Raw genomic sequence first — 17766 nt, 5'->3', positions numbered from 1 at the left:
CGGCACACCGCCGAAACGGGGATCGCCCGACATGCACGCCGCTCGCCGTCATCGGGCAAAACGGATTGTTCCTATCCTAACGGTTGTCTTCGCAGGCTTGCGAACCGGGGCGGTGAGCGCGCTAACGCACCTGCCAGGCACAGATCGCGGCGGTGGCGAACAGTGCGAGTGCGGGCCACTGCGGTTCTGCCGGCAGCATCCACACCGCCCCGACGACGACCGTCGCGGGTACGGGCAGCGCCAACCCGAGGGCGGCGACCGAAGCCGAACCCGGCAGCGACGCACCGAGCGCGAGACCGGTGCCCAGCGCGACGAGCGCGACCCGCACCGGGAAGGGGATGCCCTCGCCGATTTCCTGGGGCCACCACACCGCCGCCGCCGAGACCGCGGCCGCGAGCAGCAGACCGGGAAGCGCGTACGGCATGTACGGAGACAGGTAGACCCCGGCGACCACCGCTGCCACCGCGACCAGCAGTACCCACCAGGGCGCGGTCGACGACTGCATGCCCGCCCACAGTTCGACGAGGACGGGATACGCCGCGGCCACGGAACCCGTGACCGCGAGAACGAACCGGTCGTCACCCGGAGGTACCACGCGCGCGACGAGTTCGGCGCCGATCACCGCGACCGCGAGTGCTCCGCCGGCGATCAGCCACGGCAGCACACCCGTGCCGGCCGCACGGGAACCGGCGAACTCACCGAGGAGGCGGTACCCCGCGGAGAGCACGAGGGCGGCGGTCACCACGATCGCGAGCAGTCGTGGATCGGCCCGCTGCACGCGCATTCCGGCGGGCACCGTCAGTGACGCGGCCACCGTCGCGACGAGTGCGAGGGCGAGCGTCCACTGCGGGACCGTCCAGTGCATCACGTCCACGGGAACCTCGGAGCCGACGGCCGCAGCGGTGAGGAAGGCCGCCCAGCCACCCGCGATCAGCGCCCACTGACCTGTCGCCGATCCCCACGATCCCGTGGTCGCCGCGCCGAGCAACACGCCGGTCGTCGCGGCGACCACCCATCCGACGACGGCCAGGCTGTCGGCCGAGGCGTCGGCGGGAACGATGTAACGCACCGACCCGAGTACCACGACCGATCCCGTCGCCAGCAACCACGCCGTCCGCCGGGAGCCGGTCCGCTGAAGGCCCGCCGCCGCGAGTACGGCGAGCCCGGCGGTGATCACGGGGGCAGCGTCGCTGCGGGTGCCGCCGGGCAGCAGGGACTCACCTGCGGCCGGTACGAGGACGGCGACTGCCGCTGCGAGGAAGGCCGCGAGGACGGCTGCGGGGCCGGCGACCCGAACCGCGGTGGAGACGGGCATCTCAACGACTCTCCGCGTAGGCCTGCAGATGCGCGACCTGCACCGGGTCGAGCGACGGCCGCACATTCTTCCGGGCCACGGCCACGTCCTCCGCGGTCACGACGGCGGCATCGACGTTGCGGCGCATCGCCGCGAGCGCGGCTTCTCGCAGCAGTGCCGAGCAGTCCGCGGCCGAATATCCCTCGAGTCCCTCGGCGAGGACGTCGAGATCGACATCGTCGTCGAGCGGCACCGACCGTCCGGCGGTCTTCAGGATGGCCGCGCGTGCTTCGGCATCGGGCGGCGGTACGAACACCAGACGCTCGAGTCGTCCCGGACGCAGCAGAGCCGGATCGATCAGGTCGGGCCGGTTGGTCGCGCCGACCACCACGACATCGCGCAGCGGCTCGACACCGTCGAGCTCGGTGAGCAAGGCCGCGACGACGCGGTCGGAGACACCCGAATCCGAACTCTGGCCGCGACGCGGCGCGAGGGCGTCGATCTCGTCGAGGAAGACCAGGGCAGGGGCGGAATTGCGGGCACGTTCGAACAGTTCGCGGACCGCTTTCTCGGAGGCGCCCACCCACTTGTCCATCAACTCGGCGCCCTTGACCGCGTGGACGCTCAGGCGTCCGGTGCCGGCGAGCGCGCGGACGAGATAGGTCTTGCCGCAACCGGGAGGCCCGTACAACAGCACACCGCGCGGCGGGTCGACGCCGAGGCGCTCGAACGAGTCGGGATGCTGCAGCGGCCACAGAACCGCTTCGGTCAGGGCCTGCTTCGTCTCGGCCATGTCACCGACGTCGTCGAGGCTCACACTGCCGATCGCGAGTTCCTCCGTGCCCGAGCGTGACAGGGGCCGGATCACCTCGAGTGCGCCGAGCAGGTCGTCCTGGACGAGTGACGGTTCGCCGTCGTCACGGTTCGCTCGTGAGGCCGCCCGGAGCGCGGCCTCACGGCACAGCGCTGCGAGGTCGGCGACCACGAATCCGGGTGTGCGGCCCGCGACGGCGGCGAGGTCGAGATCGGACGAGGGCACCGAGCGCAACAGCACGTCGAGCAACGCGCGGCGGGTCGTGCCGTCGGGCAACGGCAGGGACAGTTCCCGGTCGCAGATCTCGGGGGCTCGTAACCGGGCGTCGACGGCGTCGGGATGCGCGGTGGTCGCGATCAGCACCGCTCCTTCGGTGTCGACCACCCGGCGCAATTCGTCGAGGATCAACGTCGCGACGGGTTCGGTGTCGGAGGGCAGGACGGCATCGACATCGGTGAGCAGCAGGACACCGCCGCCGCGCATCGAGTCGGCCGCGGCGGAGATGCGCCGCAGCCTGTCCTCGGCGGCGAGCGCGCCCACACCCGGTCCGTCGACCTCCACCAGATGCCTGCCCGCGACGACCGAGCGCACGAAGGTCGCCTTGCCGACACCGGCGGGGCCCGTCACGAGCACGCCGAGATGCGGTGAGGCGCCGAGGGTACGCAGCAGTTCGGGTTCGTCGAGCGAGAGGGTGAGCCACTCGGTGAGTTTCGCGGCCTGTGCCTGCACCCCCACGAGATCCTCGACCGGCGGCGGTGGTGGCGTGGTGGCTGCCGGCGCCGTGTCGTGCCGGCCCGGCAGTCCCGCGGAGGGGGCGGAGGCCGCCCGCCCGGGCACGGCGACGGCCGAGTTCGGGCTCCCGCCCCACACGACGGCGGTGTTCGGTTGCACGCTGACCGGCCCGGCCGGGTCGACCGCGGACACGGTGAGCAGTTCGGTGGTCCACGCGATCGCGAACGTGCGGGAGAGTGCCCGGGTGGTCTCGGCATTGCTCGTGCCCGGCCCGAGATCCCGCGGCAGCAGGGAGACGGCGTCGCCGACGGTGAGAACCTTGCCGAGCAGTGCCTGCCGCAGCGTGGTCTCCGGGATCGACTGCCGGGCGAGCGCGGAGCCGGTCACCGTCACCGTGCGTGCGCCGTAGACGGTGACGGGTTCCACGACGACGGCGGAGTCCTCCCGCAGGCCGGTGTTGGACAGCACGACGTCGTCGAGCAGGATCGTGCCGGTCGGGATCCCGGCCGGCGCGAGGCCGGCGACCGCAGCGGTGCGACGGGCACCCACCAGCGCGATGGCGTCCCACTCCCGCAGGCCCAGTGCGGCCAGCGCCTCGGGGTGCAGTCGCACGACACCGCGCCGGGCATCGGCGGCGGACGTGTTGAGTCGGACGGTGAGCGAGAGTTGTGGGTTCGTCACCCCGCCGAGCCTAGAACCTACCGACCGCCCGTGCGGGTCGCGCGTGTCGGTGTCCGTGCGGGTCGCGCGTGTCGGTGTCAGTGCGGGTCAGTGTCCGCGCGGACGACGCAGCCCGAGTCGCGCCTGGGATCGCGCCGTGGTCGCCACGCGACGCGCCGCGACACGACGGGGACGCTCCGCACGGGTACGGGCCCGCAACGCTCGCCGCTCCGAAGGCTTGATGTCCCAGGTCTCGGGCCTCGCGGCGACCCAGCGGCGCGAGCGGACCGCGAACGGGATGTGCGCGAGGTAGATACCGACGAGCACGAGCATCAGGATGAAGGGATACGTGACGAGCGCGGCCGCGGCCACCGCCACCAGCACGAGCAGCAGGACGGCGAGCCGGGCGGGCACGGAGGCGGACTTCATCGCGAAGGTCGGAATCCGGCTGACCGCCAGGCATGCGGTTCCGAGGATCCACACCGCGACCAGTGCGTAGGTGGTCCACCAGCCGTCACCCCACTGGATGTAGGCCGCGACCGGAGCGAGTGCGACGAGGGCGGCCGCCGGTGCCGGTACGCCGACGAAGTACTCGCGGGCGTAGGCGGGGACGCTGTCGTCGTCGAGCAGTGTGTTGAACCGTGCCAGTCGCAGGATCAGGCTGACCGCATAGAGCAGGGCGACGATCCAGCCGAAGGGGCTGCCGTCGAGCATCGTCACGTACAGGACCAGCGCGGGTGCGACACCGAACGCGACCGCGTCGGACAGCGAGTCGAGTTCGGCGCCGATCTTGCTGGTCGCGTCGAGCATGCGCGCGATGCGCCCGTCCAGCGAGTCGAGGATCGCCGCGGCACCGATCATGCCGAGGGCGGTGCCGAATTCTCCGTCGAGGGCGAACTTCACGGCCGACAGGCCGGCGGAGAACGCCAGGATGGTGATGACGCTGGGCAACAGGCGGACGACATTGGGCCGGTTGCGGCCCGGCCCGGTCGCTGCCGCCCGCGCCCCCTGGGCGTGGGGGTTCACGACACCGTGGGCAACTGGGCGAGGACGGTCTCCGCACCGATGGTGCGCTGACCCCGTTCGACCAGCAGGGTGCTGCCCACCGGCAGATAGGTGTCCACCCGGGATCCGAAGCGGATCAGACCGTAGGTGTCGCCGATCGGCAGGGTGTCGCCGACCTGCGCGTCGTTGACGATGCGGCGCGCGAGCAACCCGGCGATCTGGACGACGGCGACCTCGGTGCCGTCGCGGGTCTCGATCAGCATGCTCGTGCGCTCGTTGACCTCGCTGGCGTCGGCGAGGTCGGCGGAGAGGAACTTGCCGGGGGTGTGGACCACCGACCGGACGGTGCCGCCGACGGGGCTGCGCTGCACGTGGACGTCGAGTACGGACAGGAAGATGCTCACCCGCGGACGTTCCTCGGTGCCGAGACCGAGTTCGGCCGGGGGCACCGCGCTGTCGACGAGGGCGATCTCACCGTCGGCCGGAGCGACGACCACGCCGATCCGGTTGGGTGGCACGCGATGCGGATGCCGGAAGAAGGTGGCGCAGGCGAGGGCCGAGGCGAGGCCGGCGCGACGCAGCCAGGTCTTACGGCGCCCCAGTGCCGCCACGGCGAGCGGGGCCGCGACGAAGGGGATCCCACCCGGATGCATCGGTGGGACGACATGCCTGACCAGGTCGACCACATGGGCTACGCCACTGGTGGGGGGTGTTCCGGCGGGCGTCGGCTTACGTGCCACGGGCTCCTCTTATCGCTGGCGATCGGTGAGCTGTGAACCGCGCCGGACCCGCCCGTCACGGGCGGGTCCTCGTCGTCCACAGGCACTCCAGCGTACGTGAACCGATGGTCGAGGGTCAGACCCGCGCGCCCGCCTCGATCTCGTTCTTGAGCCGGGCGAGGGTCGCGTTCATCCCCGTCGTCAGTTCGTCGTCGAACGCGTCGGTGCCGCCGAGAACATACTTGACGAGGGTCTGCGAAACCTTGCTGGTCCCGGTGGGGGCTTCGCGCCGCTGGGTGACTCGCGTGCCGGCCGGGGTGGGCTCGAGGGTGAACGACCAGATCGTGCGGTTCTCGTTGATCCGGAAGCTCAGGCGCCGTCCGGGTTCGAAGGTGACGACCTTGGAGGTCGTGGGCCACACCAGCAGGCCCTTCCTGTTGATGTTGATCGTGGTGGTGCCTTCCGATACCGGCCCGCCGCGCACGATCATCCGGCGGCACTGCGGGCTCCATTCGCCCATCCGCTTCAGATCGGACACCACTCGCCACACCTGGTCGGGGGAGGCGGCGATCTCGATCGTGGCCTCGAGGGTCTTCGACACGTGTACTCCTGTTCTCGAGGGATCAGGTCCCGTATATCTGCTACCGGAAGTAACAGAATCGCCGTCGATCCTAACGGACGATGTGAGTGCGGTCACGTGCCGAGCTCGTCGGACCGCGAGGCTGGATGCATCCGCCGGGTGGTGGGGCAGGCGGTGCGCGGGACGCGCCCGACCGTCGCAGACGGCCCGGGCCTCCCGATGCTTGTTTTCGGCCCCTCCGGATGAGAACATCTCTCTCGATTGAGAGAATGTTGTTCTCTACACGACTCGTGCACGTGGAGGCCTGATGACGGGTAGCGGGACGGTGCGCACGCGCGGCGGTGGAATCTCGATGACGAAAGAGGAGATCGATCTCTTCCTCTCGACCGAGCGAACCTGCCACGTCGCCACTCTCGGCGGCGACGGAAGCCCGCATGTGGCCCCGCTCTGGTTCGTCTGGGACGGTGCGTTCCTCTGGCTGAACTCGCTCGTGCGCAGCCGCCGATGGACGGACCTGCACAAGGATTCGCGCGTCGCCGTCGTGGTCGACGGTGGCGAGCAGTTCACGGATCTGCGGGGCGTCGAGGTGCGTGGTAGCGCGGTGAGTGTCGGCGACGTCCCGCGCGGGTCCCGGCCGGACGCCGTGCCGCGCACCGGCGAGGACGACCTGCTGCGCGGCGTCGAACTGTCCTTCGCGCGCAAGTACGCCGGTCGTGACGAATTCGTGGTCGACGGCCACCATGCGTGGCTGCGGGTCACGCCGCACAGCATGCGGAGCTGGGATTTCGGCAAGCTCCGCCGGTCCCGCTGAACATCGACGACCACCCGGAAACACCCCGACGAACGGAGTCCCCGGCATGGACATCTCCTCCGCACAGCACGCCCTCGTCACCGGCGGCGCGAGCGGTATCGGCCGCGGCATCGCGGACGCGCTCGCTCGACACGGAGTGGCCGTCACGATCGCCGACATCGACAGCGCCGCGATCGATGCGACGCTCGCCGATCGGCCGGGTGCCTTCCGCGGTGCCGTCCTCGACGTCCGCGATCCCGAGGGCTGGCGCAGCGTCAAACGGGACGCGGAGGATGTCTTCGGCCCGGTCGACATCCTCGTCAACAATGCCGGAATAGGGTTCAACGGAGTCGATTTCGCAGATCTCGATCCGCGGGTGTTCGCCACCGTCATGGACATCGACGTCACCGGTGTGTTCAACGGTATCTCGGCCTTCGCCGGCGATCTGCGCACGCGTGGACGCGGGCACATCGTCAACACGGCGTCCGTCATGGGGCTGACCGCAGGAGTGCCGGGGCGCGGTGTGTACAGCGCAGCGAAGGCCGCGGTGGTCTCGATGTCCGAGGCGCTGCGTGCCGAACTCGCCCCGGCCGGCGTGGGCGTATCGGTCCTGTGCCCCGGCCTGGTGCGCTCCGGGCTCGACGACAGCACCGCGCGGCTCGGTGGTGAGGTCCGGCGGGTGGACCACATCAAGGGCGGCGACGCGGGCATGGCACCCGAGACCGCCGGTGAGATCGTCGTGCGCGGAATCGCGCTCGACACTCCCTATATCCTCACGCACCCGCACTATCTCGGGAACGTCAGTGCCAGGTTCGACTCGATCGCCCACAGTGCGGATGCACTGCATGCCGGGGCATGATCGCCGGGTGCCGGCCCGGACCGCCTTCGATCCCCAGCGCGCTACGCACGGCCAGCACGAGGCCCCACGGCACGATCACCCAGACGGGCCAGAAGTAGATCATCGAACCTGTGCCCAGTGAGACCAGAGCCCACACCACGAGGTTGATCGATCCCACGGCCAGCCATGCGCTCCACTCGACACGCTGGTGGAGAGGAAGGCGCCCACGTCGAGGGGTGCGCTCGGTATGCCCGGCGGGTGAAGGCGCGGGTGGCAGATCGTCGAGGACCGCGGTGGCCTCCTTCTGCGTCGTGGCGCGGTAGACCTGCGCCACGCGCTCGTCGAACTCGGAGATCGTCAGTCTGCCCGCGGTGAGGTGGCGTCCGAGTTCGTCGACGATCATTTCTCGTTCGGCGTCCGAGACGCGCAGTGCGGTCGGTGTCGGAGAGGGCGCGGCGCCGGATCCGTGCGAGGCGGTAGGGCGGGATGTGTGCTCCATGGTGTCCTCCAGGAGGTTCCACAGTGGAATGTCGCCGTCTTTCAGGGTGGATATGCCACAGTGGAATGTCAAGACCTTTCGCCATCCGGATCGAGAGAGGATCGGTGATGACCGGACGCCCGCTCAATGCGACCGCCGCGTCCCTGCTCGGGTTCCTGCACGAGAGCCCGAAGACGGGGTGGGACCTGGTGTCGACGGCCCAGCAGCGCATCGGCAAATTCTGGTCGCTGACCACCAGTCAGGTCTACCGCGAACTGGCGACCATGGAACGGAACGGGCTGATCGAGGCCGGGGAGAAGGGCCCACGCGACCGCAAGCCGTACGCGCTCACCGAAGCCGGGCGACGGGCGTTCGCAGAATGGATCGACCGGGATCCGGGCGACGAGAACATCCGCCACCCCTTGCTGCTGACCGTCACCTTCGGTGATCACCTACCGCCCGAACGGCTCTCGGTGATACTCGCGGATCACCGCAGGAGGCACGAGGAGCAGCTCGCCGACTACGAGCGGCAGTCGGCTTCCGGGCTGCTTCCGCCACATGCCGCGGCGACCCTCGACTTCGGCATCCTCTACGAGCGGGCGGTCCTCGACTGGTTCGACCGCGTGCGCGATCTCCTCGGATCCGGAGACGATGTGTACGACCGGGACGATGTGTACGACCGGGACGATGCGGACGACCGGGCCGCAGCGCACGGTGGGGCCGCTGCGATCAGCGCAGCGGATCGAACGATCGGAGCAACGGATCCGGCGTGCCGGTCATCGCCTCGGCCAGCAACCGGCCGGTGAGCGGACCCAGAGCCACACCCCACATCCCGTGTCCTCCCGCGACGAAGACCCGCTCCGAGCGTGTGCGACCGACCAGCGGGAGCCCGTCGGCGGTACAGGGACGCGAACCCACCCACTCCTCGCGCCGCGATTCCCAGTCGACATCCCGCAGCAGCGAACGTGTCGCGTCGACGATCGCCTGCACGCGCCGGGGGTCGAGCGGAGCGTCGGGCCGGCGGAACTCCATCATCCCCGCCACCCGGAACCTGTCGTGCAAGGGTGTGCACGCCACCCGCTGCGCGGGGAAGTAGATCGGGTTCTTCGGCACGCTCTGCGGCCGCACAGTGAAGCTGTACCCACGGCCGGCCTGGACGCGCGTGCGCACACCGAACCCGCGCGCGAGTGCTCCGAGTCGCGCCCCGGTCGCGAGCACCACGGCATCCGCCGAATACGCATCCCCGCCGTCGATCGCGACGTCCACTCCGCGACCGGTGTCGCGTACCCCCCTCACCTCGGCGCCGGTGACGATCTCCCCGCCACGCGCCCGCACCGCGTCCGCCAGGGCCTCGACGAATCGTGGCGGATCGACGAATCGCTGTCCCCGGATGCGCACGCCGAACCGCACCGCGTCACCGAGCATCGGTTCGAGTGAGTGCACGGTGTCCGCGTCGAGCAGGTCGTAGTCGATCTCGCCGCCGGCGCGACGGGCGCGTTCGAACTCGTCGGTCAGCAGTCGGCGATCGGAGCCCGCGGTGAACACGGCCAGGAACGGATCGGCGAGCCGGGGCTGCTCGGTGACGGCTCCGCCGGAGTCCCCCACGGCGAGGTCGTCGTACGCGGCGACGGCGAGACGGTTCGCGCGCGCGAACACCTCCATCGCCGACGTCCAGCGCCGGGTCGTGCAGTGCCGCGCGAAGTCCGCGAGGAAACGCAGCATACGGACGTCCGTCGTGGGTGGTACGTAGACCGGCGACGAGGGGCGGAACACCGAGCGCAGCCCGTACCGCAGCACCGCCGGTTCGGGCAGCGGCAGCGTCAGGGCCGGAGCGATCCAGCCCGCATTGCCCCACGATGCGTCCGCAGCCACACCGATCCGATCGAACACGGTGACCTCGACGCCGCGCTCCTGCAGGAACCATGCGGTGGACAGCCCCACGATCCCAGCGCCCACGACCAGGGTCCGGCGAACCGTCATCGCAACCTCCTCCGTCAGCGAAGCCCGCGTCTCCATCATGGACCCGGAAGCGACTACCGGGCCGTGCTCGGGAACGGCTTACTATTTCCGGGGAAGTTCTGCTTGTGGAAAGGGAACCCGGAATGAGTACGAACGTCGAACAGCGTGAATTCCAGGCCGAGACGCGACAGTTGCTGGATCTGATGATCCATTCGATCTACTCGAACAAGGACACCTTCCTGCGCGAGTTGATCTCCAACGCCTCGGATGCTCTCGACAAGCTCCGTCTGGAGTCGTTCCGAAACAAGGATCTCGACGTCGACACCTCGGATCTGCACATCGAACTCGAGGTGGACAAGGACGCTCGGACGCTGACCGTCCGCGACAACGGTATCGGTATGAACCGGGACGAGGTCGTCGATCTCATCGGCACTCTCGCGAAGTCCGGCACCGGGGAGCTCCGGCAGAAGCTGCGGGAGGCCAAGGACGCCGCGGCCTCCGAAGAGCTGATCGGCCAGTTCGGCATCGGTTTCTACTCGTCGTTCATGGTCGCCGACAAGGTCACCCTGGTCACCCGCAAGGCGGGGGAGAGCACGGGCACCCGCTGGGAGTCGAGCGGCGAATCCACCTACACCATCGCCGAGGACGACGATGCTCCGCAGGGCACCTCGGTGACGCTGCATCTCAAGCCCGAGGACGCCGAGGACCACCTGTTCGACTACACCTCGCAGTGGAAGCTCGAGGAGATCGTCAAGAAGTACTCGGACTTCATCGCGTGGCCGATCCGCATGGAGGTCTCACGCACCACGAAGTCGGAGGACGGCACCGACGAGGTGACCTTCGAGACCAAGACCCTCAACTCGCAGAAGGCGCTGTGGGCGCGCTCGCGGGACGAGGTCTCCGACGAGGAGTACACGGACTTCTACAAGCACATCGCCCATGCCTGGGACGAGCCGCTCGAGATCATCCCGATGAAGGCCGAGGGCACCTTCGAGTACCAGGCGCTGCTGTTCATTCCGGAACACGCCCCCTTCGACCTGTTCGCTCGCGAACGCCGAACCGGCGTGCAGTTGTACGTCAAGCGCGTGTTCATCATGGACGACTGCGAGGATCTCGTTCCCGAATACCTGCGCTTCGTCAAGGGTGTGGTCGACGCACAAGACCTGTCGCTCAACGTCTCCCGTGAGATCCTGCAGCAGGACCGGCAGATCCGGGCGATCCGCCGGCGACTGACGAAGAAGGTGCTCGCCACGGTCAAGGACATGGCTGCGAACGACCGGGACAAGTACCGGACGTTCTGGCGCGAGTTCGGCCGGGTCGTCAAGGAAGGTCTGATCTCCGACACCGACAACCGCGAGACCCTGCTGACGATCTCGTCCTTCGATTCGACCGCGAGCGAGGAGGAGCAGACCACTCTCGCCGAATACGTCGAGCGCATGAAGGACGGCCAGGAGGCGATCTACTACCTGACCGGTGAGTCGCGGCAGCTGCTCGAGAGCTCCCCGCACATGGAGGCGTTCCGGGACAAGGGCATCGAGGTCCTGCTCCTGACCGACCCGGTGGACGAGATGTGGGTGACCTCGGTTCCGGAGTTCGAGGGCAAGCGTTTCCAGTCCATCGCCAAGGGCGACGTCGATCTCGGGACAGAGGACGAGAAGAAGGCCGCCGAAGCCGAGCGCGAGGAGAAGGAGAAGGAGTTCGGCGACCTGCTGTCGTGGATGAAGGAGACGCTCGACGACCACGTCAAGGACGTGCGCCTGTCGTCGCGCCTGACGGCTTCGCCGGCCTGCATCGTGGGCGACACCTTCAGCATGTCGCCCGCGCTCGAACGCATGTACAAGGCGTCGGGTCAGCCGGTGCCGCGGGTCAAGAGGATTCTCGAGCTCAACCCCGGCCACCCTCTCGTCTCCGGTCTGCGCACGGCCCGGACCGAACGGCCGGACGACGCCTCGCTCGCCGATGTCGCCGAACTGCTCTACGGCATGGCGTTGATCGCCGAGGGCGGCGAGGTGGAGGACCCGGCACGCTTCACCCGTCTGCTCGCGGAGCGTCTCGCGGGAAGCGTGTAGGCCGAGCGTTTCGCGGCGAGTGACCGCGCGGATAGGCTCGAGCCATGAGCCATGTGGACGGGGTGTTGTTCGATATCGAGGGTGTGCTCGTCACCGACCGGCACCCCGTCCCGGGCGCGGCGGACGTGCTGGCACGGTTGCGTGCCGACGGCGTCCGCCGCGCATTCCTCACCAACACCACCTCCCGGACCTGTGCGGAGATCGCCCGCAATCTGGACGATCTCGGGATGGATGTGGATCCGGACGAGATCGTCACCGCGGTGTCCCTCACCGTCGAGCACGTCCGGCAGACCTATCCGGGCCGTCGCTGCTGGGTCCTCGACGAAGGTGACATCGCCGCGGATCTCGAGGGCATCGACCTCGACGAGGACGATCCCGAGGTCGTGATCCTCGGAGGGGCGGGAGACGCCTTCACCCATCGTGCGATGAGCCGCGTCGCCGAACTCATGCTCGAGGGCGTGCCGGTGATCGCGATGCACCGGGCGCTGTCCTGGCAGGCCGCGGACGGGCTCCGCATCGACACGGGGGTCTATCTCGCCGGGCTCGAGGAACTGAGCGGCCGGTCGGTGGTGACGGTGGGCAAGCCCTCCCTGCGCGGTTTCCTCGTCGCCTCGGAGCGGATGGGGATCGAACCCGACCGAATGGTGGTCGTCGGAGACGACCTCGCGGGTGAGGTGGTGCCCGGTCAGCGGCTCGGGATGACGGGAGTTCTGGTGCGTACCGGAAAGTTCCGGCAGTCGGTACTCGATCTGGCCGTCGATCGTCCCGATCACGTCGTCGATTCCGTCGCGGATCTTCCCGGGCTCCTCGACACCCTGTGACACGTGATCTCGCGTGAGGCGCGAGTGATCGGTACCCTACCGCCGGGGCGCTCGCCCCCTGTTCGCACGGGGCACTCGCCCCTTGTCCACACGGGGCTCTCGTCCCTGTCCGCGCAGACGCCGCCTTCCGCGGAGAGGCACTCCAGTGCAGAGGAGCCGTTCTTGTCCATTCGTTCGTTCCGTTCCGTTCTCACCGCGCGTCGTTCGCTCCGTGCCGGTGTGCTGGTCGCCGTCGGCGTGGCCTCGGCCGCGGTGCTCGGTACCGGCACCGCCGCGGCCGCGCCGGTGACGTGCGTGTCCCCTCCCTCTGCCAACGAGATCCTCGTGTCGGAGACCGCGAGCTGTGGTGCGACGGCCGAGGGTGCCTTCGCCCGCGCCCATGCGGCCGACAGCGGCACCGCCGTGTCGGTCGCCCAGACGGGCGGCGCCGCCGAATCGCATGCGACGGGCTTCGGCACCGCGCTCAGTGCGGCACGCGACGGCGGCCGTTCGTTCGCGTACGCGCTCGGCGGAGGACTGAGCCATTCGTGGGCACAGGGTCCGGCGACGACGCTCTCGGTCGCGGGCTGGGGTTCGGGAGCGACCGCGGACACCACGGGCGTCACGTGTGTCGGTGCGCAGTCGTTCGCGGTCAACACGGCGACGGGGCAGTGGTGCGCGGTGGGCGTCGGTTCGACGCCGCGCTGACCGCGAGCTCGTAGCTCACGATTCGCGGATTTCGTGACGGGGGTGGCAGGTGCCGGTAATCTTGCACTCGCCACCCCCGAGTGCTAAGAATGCACTTAGCACTCGCAACACGTGAGTGCCAGGTCGGGACGGTGAGACCGGGTTCGTCGACACCCCTGGTCGTCCGTCGCGGGCACTGATTCCGGCCGAAGGCGTACATGGAGCGACCCGACGAGCGGTCGCTCCCCGTACATGAGGTCGACCCGACGAGCGGTCGCCCTTGGTGTCACCCCCATACCCGGAGGATCACTTCGCAATGGCCAAGATCATCGCGTTCGACGAAGAGGCCCGTCGCGGCCTCGAGCGTGGCCTCAACAGCCTCGCCGACGCAGTCAAGGTGACGTTGGGCCCCAAGGGTCGCAACGTCGTTCTCGAGAAGAAGTGGGGCGCCCCCACGATCACCAACGATGGTGTGTCCATCGCCAAGGAGATCGAGCTCGAGGATCCGTACGAGAAGATCGGCGCCGAGCTGGTCAAGGAAGTTGCCAAGAAGACCGACGACGTCGCGGGTGACGGCACCACCACCGCTACCGTGCTCGCCCAGGCGCTCGTCCGCGAAGGCCTGCGCAACGTTGCCGCCGGCGCCAACCCCCTCGGCCTGAAGCGCGGCATCGAGAAGGCCGTCGAGGCCGTCACCGCCAAGCTGCTCGACACCGCCAAGGAGGTCGAGACCAAGGAGCAGATCGCTGCCACCGCGGGCATCTCCGCCGGCGATCCCGCGATCGGTGAGCTCATCGCCGAGGCCATCGACAAGGTGGGTAAGGAAGGTGTCATCACCGTCGAGGAGTCGAACACCTTCGGCCTCCAGCTCGAGCTGACCGAGGGTATGCGCTTCGACAAGGGCTACATCTCCCTCTACTTCGCCACCGACGCAGAGCGTCAGGAGGCCGTGCTCGAGGATCCCTACATCCTGCTCGTCAGCTCCAAGATCTCCACGGTCAAGGACCTGCTGCCGCTGCTCGAGAAGGTCATCCAGTCGGGCAAGCCGCTGCTGATCATCGCCGAGGACGTCGAGGGTGAGGCTCTGTCCACCCTGGTCCTCAACAAGATCCGCGGCACCTTCAAGTCGGTCGCCGTCAAGGCTCCGGGCTTCGGCGACCGCCGCAAGGCCCAGCTCGCCGACATCGCCATCCTCACCGGCGGCGAGGTCGTCAGCGAAGAGGTCGGCCTGTCCCTCGAGACCGCCGGCGTCGAGCTGCTCGGCCAGGCACGCAAGGTCGTCGTCACCAAGGACGAGACCACCATCGTCGAGGGTGCGGGCGATCCCGACGCCATCGCCGGTCGTGTCAACCAGATCCGCGCCGAGATCGAGGCGTCGGATTCGGACTACGACCGTGAGAAGCTGCAGGAGCGCCTCGCGAAGCTGGCCGGCGGCGTCGCCGTCATCAAGGCCGGTGCCGCGACCGAGGTCGAGCTCAAGGAGCGCAAGCACCGCATCGAGGACGCCGTCCGCAACGCGAAGGCTGCCGTCGAGGAGGGCATCGTCGCCGGTGGTGGCGTGGCTCTGCTGCAGGCCGCTCCGGTCCTCGACGACCTGAAGCTCGAGGGTGACGAGGCCACGGGCGCCAACATCGTCAAGGTCGCCCTCGAGGCTCCGCTGAAGCAGATCGCCTTCAATGCCGGCCTCGAGCCCGGCGTCGTCGCCGAGAAGGTCCGCAACCTCGAGGCCGGACACGGCCTCAACGCTGCGACCGGCGACTACGAGGACCTGCTCGCTGCGGGCATCAACGACCCGGTCAAGGTCACCCGCTCGGCGCTGCAGAACGCTGCGTCGATCGCGGCTCTGTTCCTCACGACCGAGGCTGTCGTCGCCGACAAGCCGGAGAAGGCCGCCGCTCCCGTGGGCGACCCGACCGGCGGCATGGGCGGCATGGACTTCTGATCCGCCCCTGAGCCACACGAGGCCCGATCCCACCAGGTGGGGTCGGGCCTCGTCGTCTGTCGTCACTGTCGCCTCTGCGGAGGACCGGCCATCGGTCCGGCGGCGATGGGCGCCCTACTGCGACGGATCGATCCGTTCGTAGCCTTTGCGCACCCTCGTGCGGTATATATGGGTCCGTTGTCCGATTTCCCTGTTTTCGGATCCGATGAACCGGAATCTCCGGTCGCGTGAACGCAGGAGGTAGGGCGGGATGGTCTCGGCTGGGGTTCGGCACATGCTCGTCGCGCTGACGGTGACCGTGGCAGTCTCACTCGGTGCGCCGAGCGGAGCGTCTGCGCAGCCCGCCGCGCGTCTGNTGCTCGTCGCGCTGACGGTGACCGTGGCAGTCTCACTCGGTGCGCCGAGCGGAGCGTCTGCGCAGCCCGCCGCGCGTCTGTCCCACCTCGAGGTCGAGAGCGACCGCACGGTCGTCGCCCATGTCTATTCGGCGGCGATGGATCGTGTGGTGCGACTGCGTGTGCGCACCCCTGCCGATCCGAGCGAACCTCGGCCCACGCTGTACCTCCTCAACGGAGCCGGCGGCGGCAACGGGACCGCCAATTGGGATGCGCAGACGGATGTCGACGGCTTCTTCGCCGACAAGGACGTCAACGTGGTGACTCCGCTCGACGGGGCGTTCACCTACTACACCGACTGGGTGCGCGACGATCCCGCACTGGGCCGGAACAAGTGGACGACCTTCCTCACGCGAGAACTGCCGCCGATCATCGACGAGGAGTTCGGCACCACGGGTGTCAACGCGATCGCGGGACTGTCGATGTCCGGAACGTCGGTGCTGAGCCTGGCGATTGCACGCCCTTCCCTCTACAAGGCGATCGGTGCGTACAGCGGGTGCGCCGAGACCAGTACGGAGCTCGGGCGGCTCTACGTACGGACGGTGGTCGAGAGTCGCAGCAAGGCGGACGTCGAGAACATGTGGGGCCCTTCGGGAGCCCCGGCGTGGGTCGAGAACGACCCGTACGTGAACGCCGAGAAGTTGCGCGGACACGCCCTGTACGTCTCGTCCGGCACCGGGCTGCCGGGCGAACACGACCATCTGGGAGCCCGGTCGGTCGGCGGCAATCCCGCCTTGCTGCTGAACCAGGTCGTGGTGGGGGGTGTCATCGAGGCCGCGGTCGACAATTGCACCCGCCGTCTGGCCTCCCGCCTCGACGAGCTCGATATTCCGGCGCATGTCGAGTTCCGTGCCGCAGGCACCCATTCGTGGGGCTATTGGGAGGACGACCTCCACAACTCGTGGCCGATGCTGGCGGAGGCCATCGGGGCGTAGGGGCCGAAACCTGTTGCGAGCGTGTTCCGTCCCGGCGGAACGCGCATATATGGCATGAAAAATATTCTCTGACAACCGATTACGTGGAAATCCTTCGTCCGAAGGGTATTGACGGGCCGACCGCCTCCAACGTAATGTGAGTTACGGCACACTCGATACGAAAGTGACTGTGCTGCAGTGTCATAGGTCGCACACACAAGGAGGATTCATGGGTAGCACCACGATCACCGAACTCGTCGCGTTCATCTTCTCGCTGCTCTCCCAGAGCGCGTCGTTCCTCAGCTGACCCCGCTGTTCTCGCGACGCTGTTCTGCGCTATCCCGTCCCGCTGTACCCGAGATCCGGAGGCATGACGTCTCCGGCGGAAACCTGGAGGAACGATGGGCAGTATCTCGAACGGTCTCGAAGTAATCGGTCAACTCGTCCAGTTGGTCCTGGTGATCCTTCCGGAATTGCTGACCGGCTCGCTGTAGGCGTCCGGGCGACGGGCGGCTGGGGCCTCGGGGCTCCCGCCGCCCGGAGTTGCGCGACAGGATCCGTCCGTCCGTAGCCCTCGCGCGCACTCGTGCTGTATACATGGTCCCGGTTGTCCGGATTCCCGGTTTTCGGATGCGGCGAACCGGAATCTCCGGTCGCACGAGTGGAGGAGGTAGGGGCAGGATGGTCTCGGCTGGGATTCGGCGGACGCTCGTCGCCTTGACGGTAACCGCGGGAGTCGCACTCGGTGCGCCGGCGGGAACGTCTGCGGAGCCCGTCTCTCCTGCGCAGCCCGCCTCGCGTCTATCCCACCTCGAGGTCGAGAGCGACCGCACGGTCGTCGCCCATGTCTATTCGGCGGCGATGGATCGTGTGGTGCGACTGCGTGTGCGCACCCCTGCCGATCCGAGCGAACCTCGGCCCACGCTGTACCTCCTCAACGGTGCCGGCGGCAGCAAGGGGACGGCCACCTGGGATGTCCAGACGGATGTCGACGGTTTCTTCGCGGACAAGAACGTCAACGTGGTCACTCCGCTCGACGGGTCGTTCAGCTACTACACCGACTGGGTGCGCGACGATCCCGCACTGGGCC

14 protein-coding genes and 2 pseudogenes are annotated in these 17766 nt (G+C 68.6%); 9 read left to right on the top strand and 7 right to left on the bottom strand.

Going from position 1 to position 17766, the window contains the following annotated elements; translation table 11 throughout:
* Positions 1-121 precede the first annotated feature (121 nt).
* From MOM01_RS22190 to MOM01_RS22170, 5 genes are all read right to left on the bottom strand, one after another.
* Positions 122-1315, bottom strand: coding sequence for a hypothetical protein (locus tag MOM01_RS22190; RefSeq protein ID WP_241387609.1), 1194 nt, complete (start codon positions 1313-1315; stop codon positions 122-124).
* Position 1316: 1 nt separating this feature from the next.
* Positions 1317-3521, bottom strand: a complete 2205-nt coding sequence (locus MOM01_RS22185) for an AAA family ATPase (RefSeq protein WP_241387608.1) — start codon at positions 3519-3521, stop codon at positions 1317-1319.
* 87 nt (positions 3522-3608) lie between these two features.
* Positions 3609-4526 carry a CDP-alcohol phosphatidyltransferase family protein gene (locus MOM01_RS22180; protein ID WP_241387607.1) on the bottom strand — a complete coding sequence of 306 codons (918 nt, stop codon included), beginning with the start codon at positions 4524-4526 and terminating at the stop codon, positions 3609-3611.
* The gene (locus tag MOM01_RS22175) at positions 4523-5245 is read right to left on the bottom strand and encodes a phosphatidylserine decarboxylase (protein WP_241387606.1); all 723 of its coding nucleotides are present in this window, start codon (positions 5243-5245) and stop codon (positions 4523-4525) included. Before MOM01_RS22175 ends, MOM01_RS22180 begins: the two co-directional genes overlap by 4 nt.
* A 115-nt stretch (positions 5246-5360) precedes the next feature.
* Positions 5361-5825: an SRPBCC family protein gene (locus MOM01_RS22170; RefSeq protein WP_241387605.1), complete on the bottom strand. Its 465-nt coding sequence runs from the start codon at positions 5823-5825 to the stop codon at positions 5361-5363.
* A 286-nt stretch (positions 5826-6111) separates the two neighbouring features.
* On the opposite strand from MOM01_RS22170, the gene MOM01_RS22165 reads away from it, so the two are divergent.
* Together MOM01_RS22165 and MOM01_RS22160 are read left to right on the top strand one after the other, a co-directional pair.
* Positions 6112-6615 (top strand): pyridoxamine 5'-phosphate oxidase family protein, encoded by a 504-nt coding sequence (locus tag MOM01_RS22165; protein ID WP_241387604.1) that lies wholly within the window; start codon positions 6112-6114, stop codon positions 6613-6615.
* A gap of 46 nt (positions 6616-6661) precedes the next feature.
* Complete coding sequence (locus MOM01_RS22160; RefSeq protein ID WP_241387603.1) at positions 6662-7453, top strand: SDR family oxidoreductase; 792 nt, start codon at positions 6662-6664, stop codon at positions 7451-7453.
* Here the strand turns inward: MOM01_RS22160 and MOM01_RS22155 are convergent.
* Positions 7395-7931 (bottom strand): DUF1707 SHOCT-like domain-containing protein, encoded by a 537-nt coding sequence (locus MOM01_RS22155; RefSeq protein WP_308197030.1) that lies wholly within the window; start codon positions 7929-7931, stop codon positions 7395-7397. The two genes, MOM01_RS22160 and MOM01_RS22155, sit on opposite strands and share 59 nt — an antisense overlap.
* Before the next feature lie 107 nt (positions 7932-8038).
* On the opposite strand from MOM01_RS22155, the pseudogene MOM01_RS22150 reads away from it, so the two are divergent.
* Positions 8039-8557 (top strand): annotated as a pseudogene (locus MOM01_RS22150) (PadR family transcriptional regulator); the annotation flags it as partial.
* An 82-nt stretch (positions 8558-8639) separates the two neighbouring features.
* On the opposite strand, the gene MOM01_RS22145 reads toward MOM01_RS22150, so the two are convergent.
* Positions 8640-9890: an NAD(P)/FAD-dependent oxidoreductase gene (locus MOM01_RS22145; RefSeq protein WP_241387602.1), complete on the bottom strand. Its 1251-nt coding sequence runs from the start codon at positions 9888-9890 to the stop codon at positions 8640-8642.
* 122 nt (positions 9891-10012) lie between these two features.
* On the opposite strand from MOM01_RS22145, the gene htpG reads away from it, so the two are divergent.
* The 6 genes and pseudogenes from htpG to MOM01_RS22115 form a co-directional block, all read left to right on the top strand.
* Complete coding sequence (gene htpG / locus MOM01_RS22140) at positions 10013-11938, top strand: molecular chaperone HtpG (protein ID WP_241387601.1); 1926 nt, start codon at positions 10013-10015, stop codon at positions 11936-11938.
* Between the two features lie 44 nt (positions 11939-11982).
* On the top strand, positions 11983-12759 hold the full coding sequence (locus MOM01_RS22135; protein WP_241387600.1) for an HAD-IIA family hydrolase: 777 nt from the start codon (positions 11983-11985) through the stop codon (positions 12757-12759).
* A gap of 162 nt (positions 12760-12921) precedes the next feature.
* Positions 12922-13446 (top strand): DUF6764 family protein, encoded by a 525-nt coding sequence (locus MOM01_RS22130; RefSeq protein WP_241387599.1) that lies wholly within the window; start codon positions 12922-12924, stop codon positions 13444-13446.
* A gap of 295 nt (positions 13447-13741) precedes the next feature.
* Entirely contained in the window at positions 13742-15367 is a 1626-nt protein-coding gene (gene groL / locus MOM01_RS22125) for a chaperonin GroEL (RefSeq protein WP_241387598.1), read from the top strand.
* A gap of 274 nt (positions 15368-15641) precedes the next feature.
* On the top strand, positions 15642-16697 hold the full coding sequence (locus MOM01_RS22120) for an alpha/beta hydrolase (RefSeq protein WP_441347292.1): 1056 nt from the start codon (positions 15642-15644) through the stop codon (positions 16695-16697).
* Positions 16698-17393: 696 nt separating this feature from the next.
* A pseudogene (locus tag MOM01_RS22115) lies at positions 17394-17766 on the top strand (esterase family protein); the annotation flags it as partial.

Source organism: Rhodococcus sp. CH91 (assembly GCF_022554085.1).
In the GTDB taxonomy this organism is placed as follows: domain Bacteria; phylum Actinomycetota; class Actinomycetes; order Mycobacteriales; family Mycobacteriaceae; genus Rhodococcus.
Note: the sequence above shows the minus strand (reverse complement) of the source record. Positions and strands in the feature narration are given on the sequence as shown.

What these genes read in the sequence shown, in the direction of transcription:
- MOM01_RS22190 (WP_241387609.1), bottom strand. Translation starts at nt 1,315, where the DNA reads ATGCCCGTCTCCACCGCGGTTCGGGTCGCCGGCCCCGCAGCCGTCCTC.
- MOM01_RS22165 (WP_241387604.1), top strand. Translation starts at nt 6,112, where the DNA reads ATGACGGGTAGCGGGACGGTGCGCACGCGCGGCGGTGGAATCTCGATG.
- MOM01_RS22160 (WP_241387603.1), top strand. Translation starts at nt 6,662, where the DNA reads ATGGACATCTCCTCCGCACAGCACGCCCTCGTCACCGGCGGCGCGAGC.
- MOM01_RS22155 (WP_308197030.1), bottom strand. Translation starts at nt 7,931, where the DNA reads ATGGAGCACACATCCCGCCCTACCGCCTCGCACGGATCCGGCGCCGCG.
- MOM01_RS22145 (WP_241387602.1), bottom strand. Translation starts at nt 9,890, where the DNA reads ATGACGGTTCGCCGGACCCTGGTCGTGGGCGCTGGGATCGTGGGGCTG.
- htpG (WP_241387601.1), top strand. Translation starts at nt 10,013, where the DNA reads ATGAGTACGAACGTCGAACAGCGTGAATTCCAGGCCGAGACGCGACAG.
- MOM01_RS22135 (WP_241387600.1), top strand. Translation starts at nt 11,983, where the DNA reads ATGAGCCATGTGGACGGGGTGTTGTTCGATATCGAGGGTGTGCTCGTC.
- groL (WP_241387598.1), top strand. Translation starts at nt 13,742, where the DNA reads ATGGCCAAGATCATCGCGTTCGACGAAGAGGCCCGTCGCGGCCTCGAG.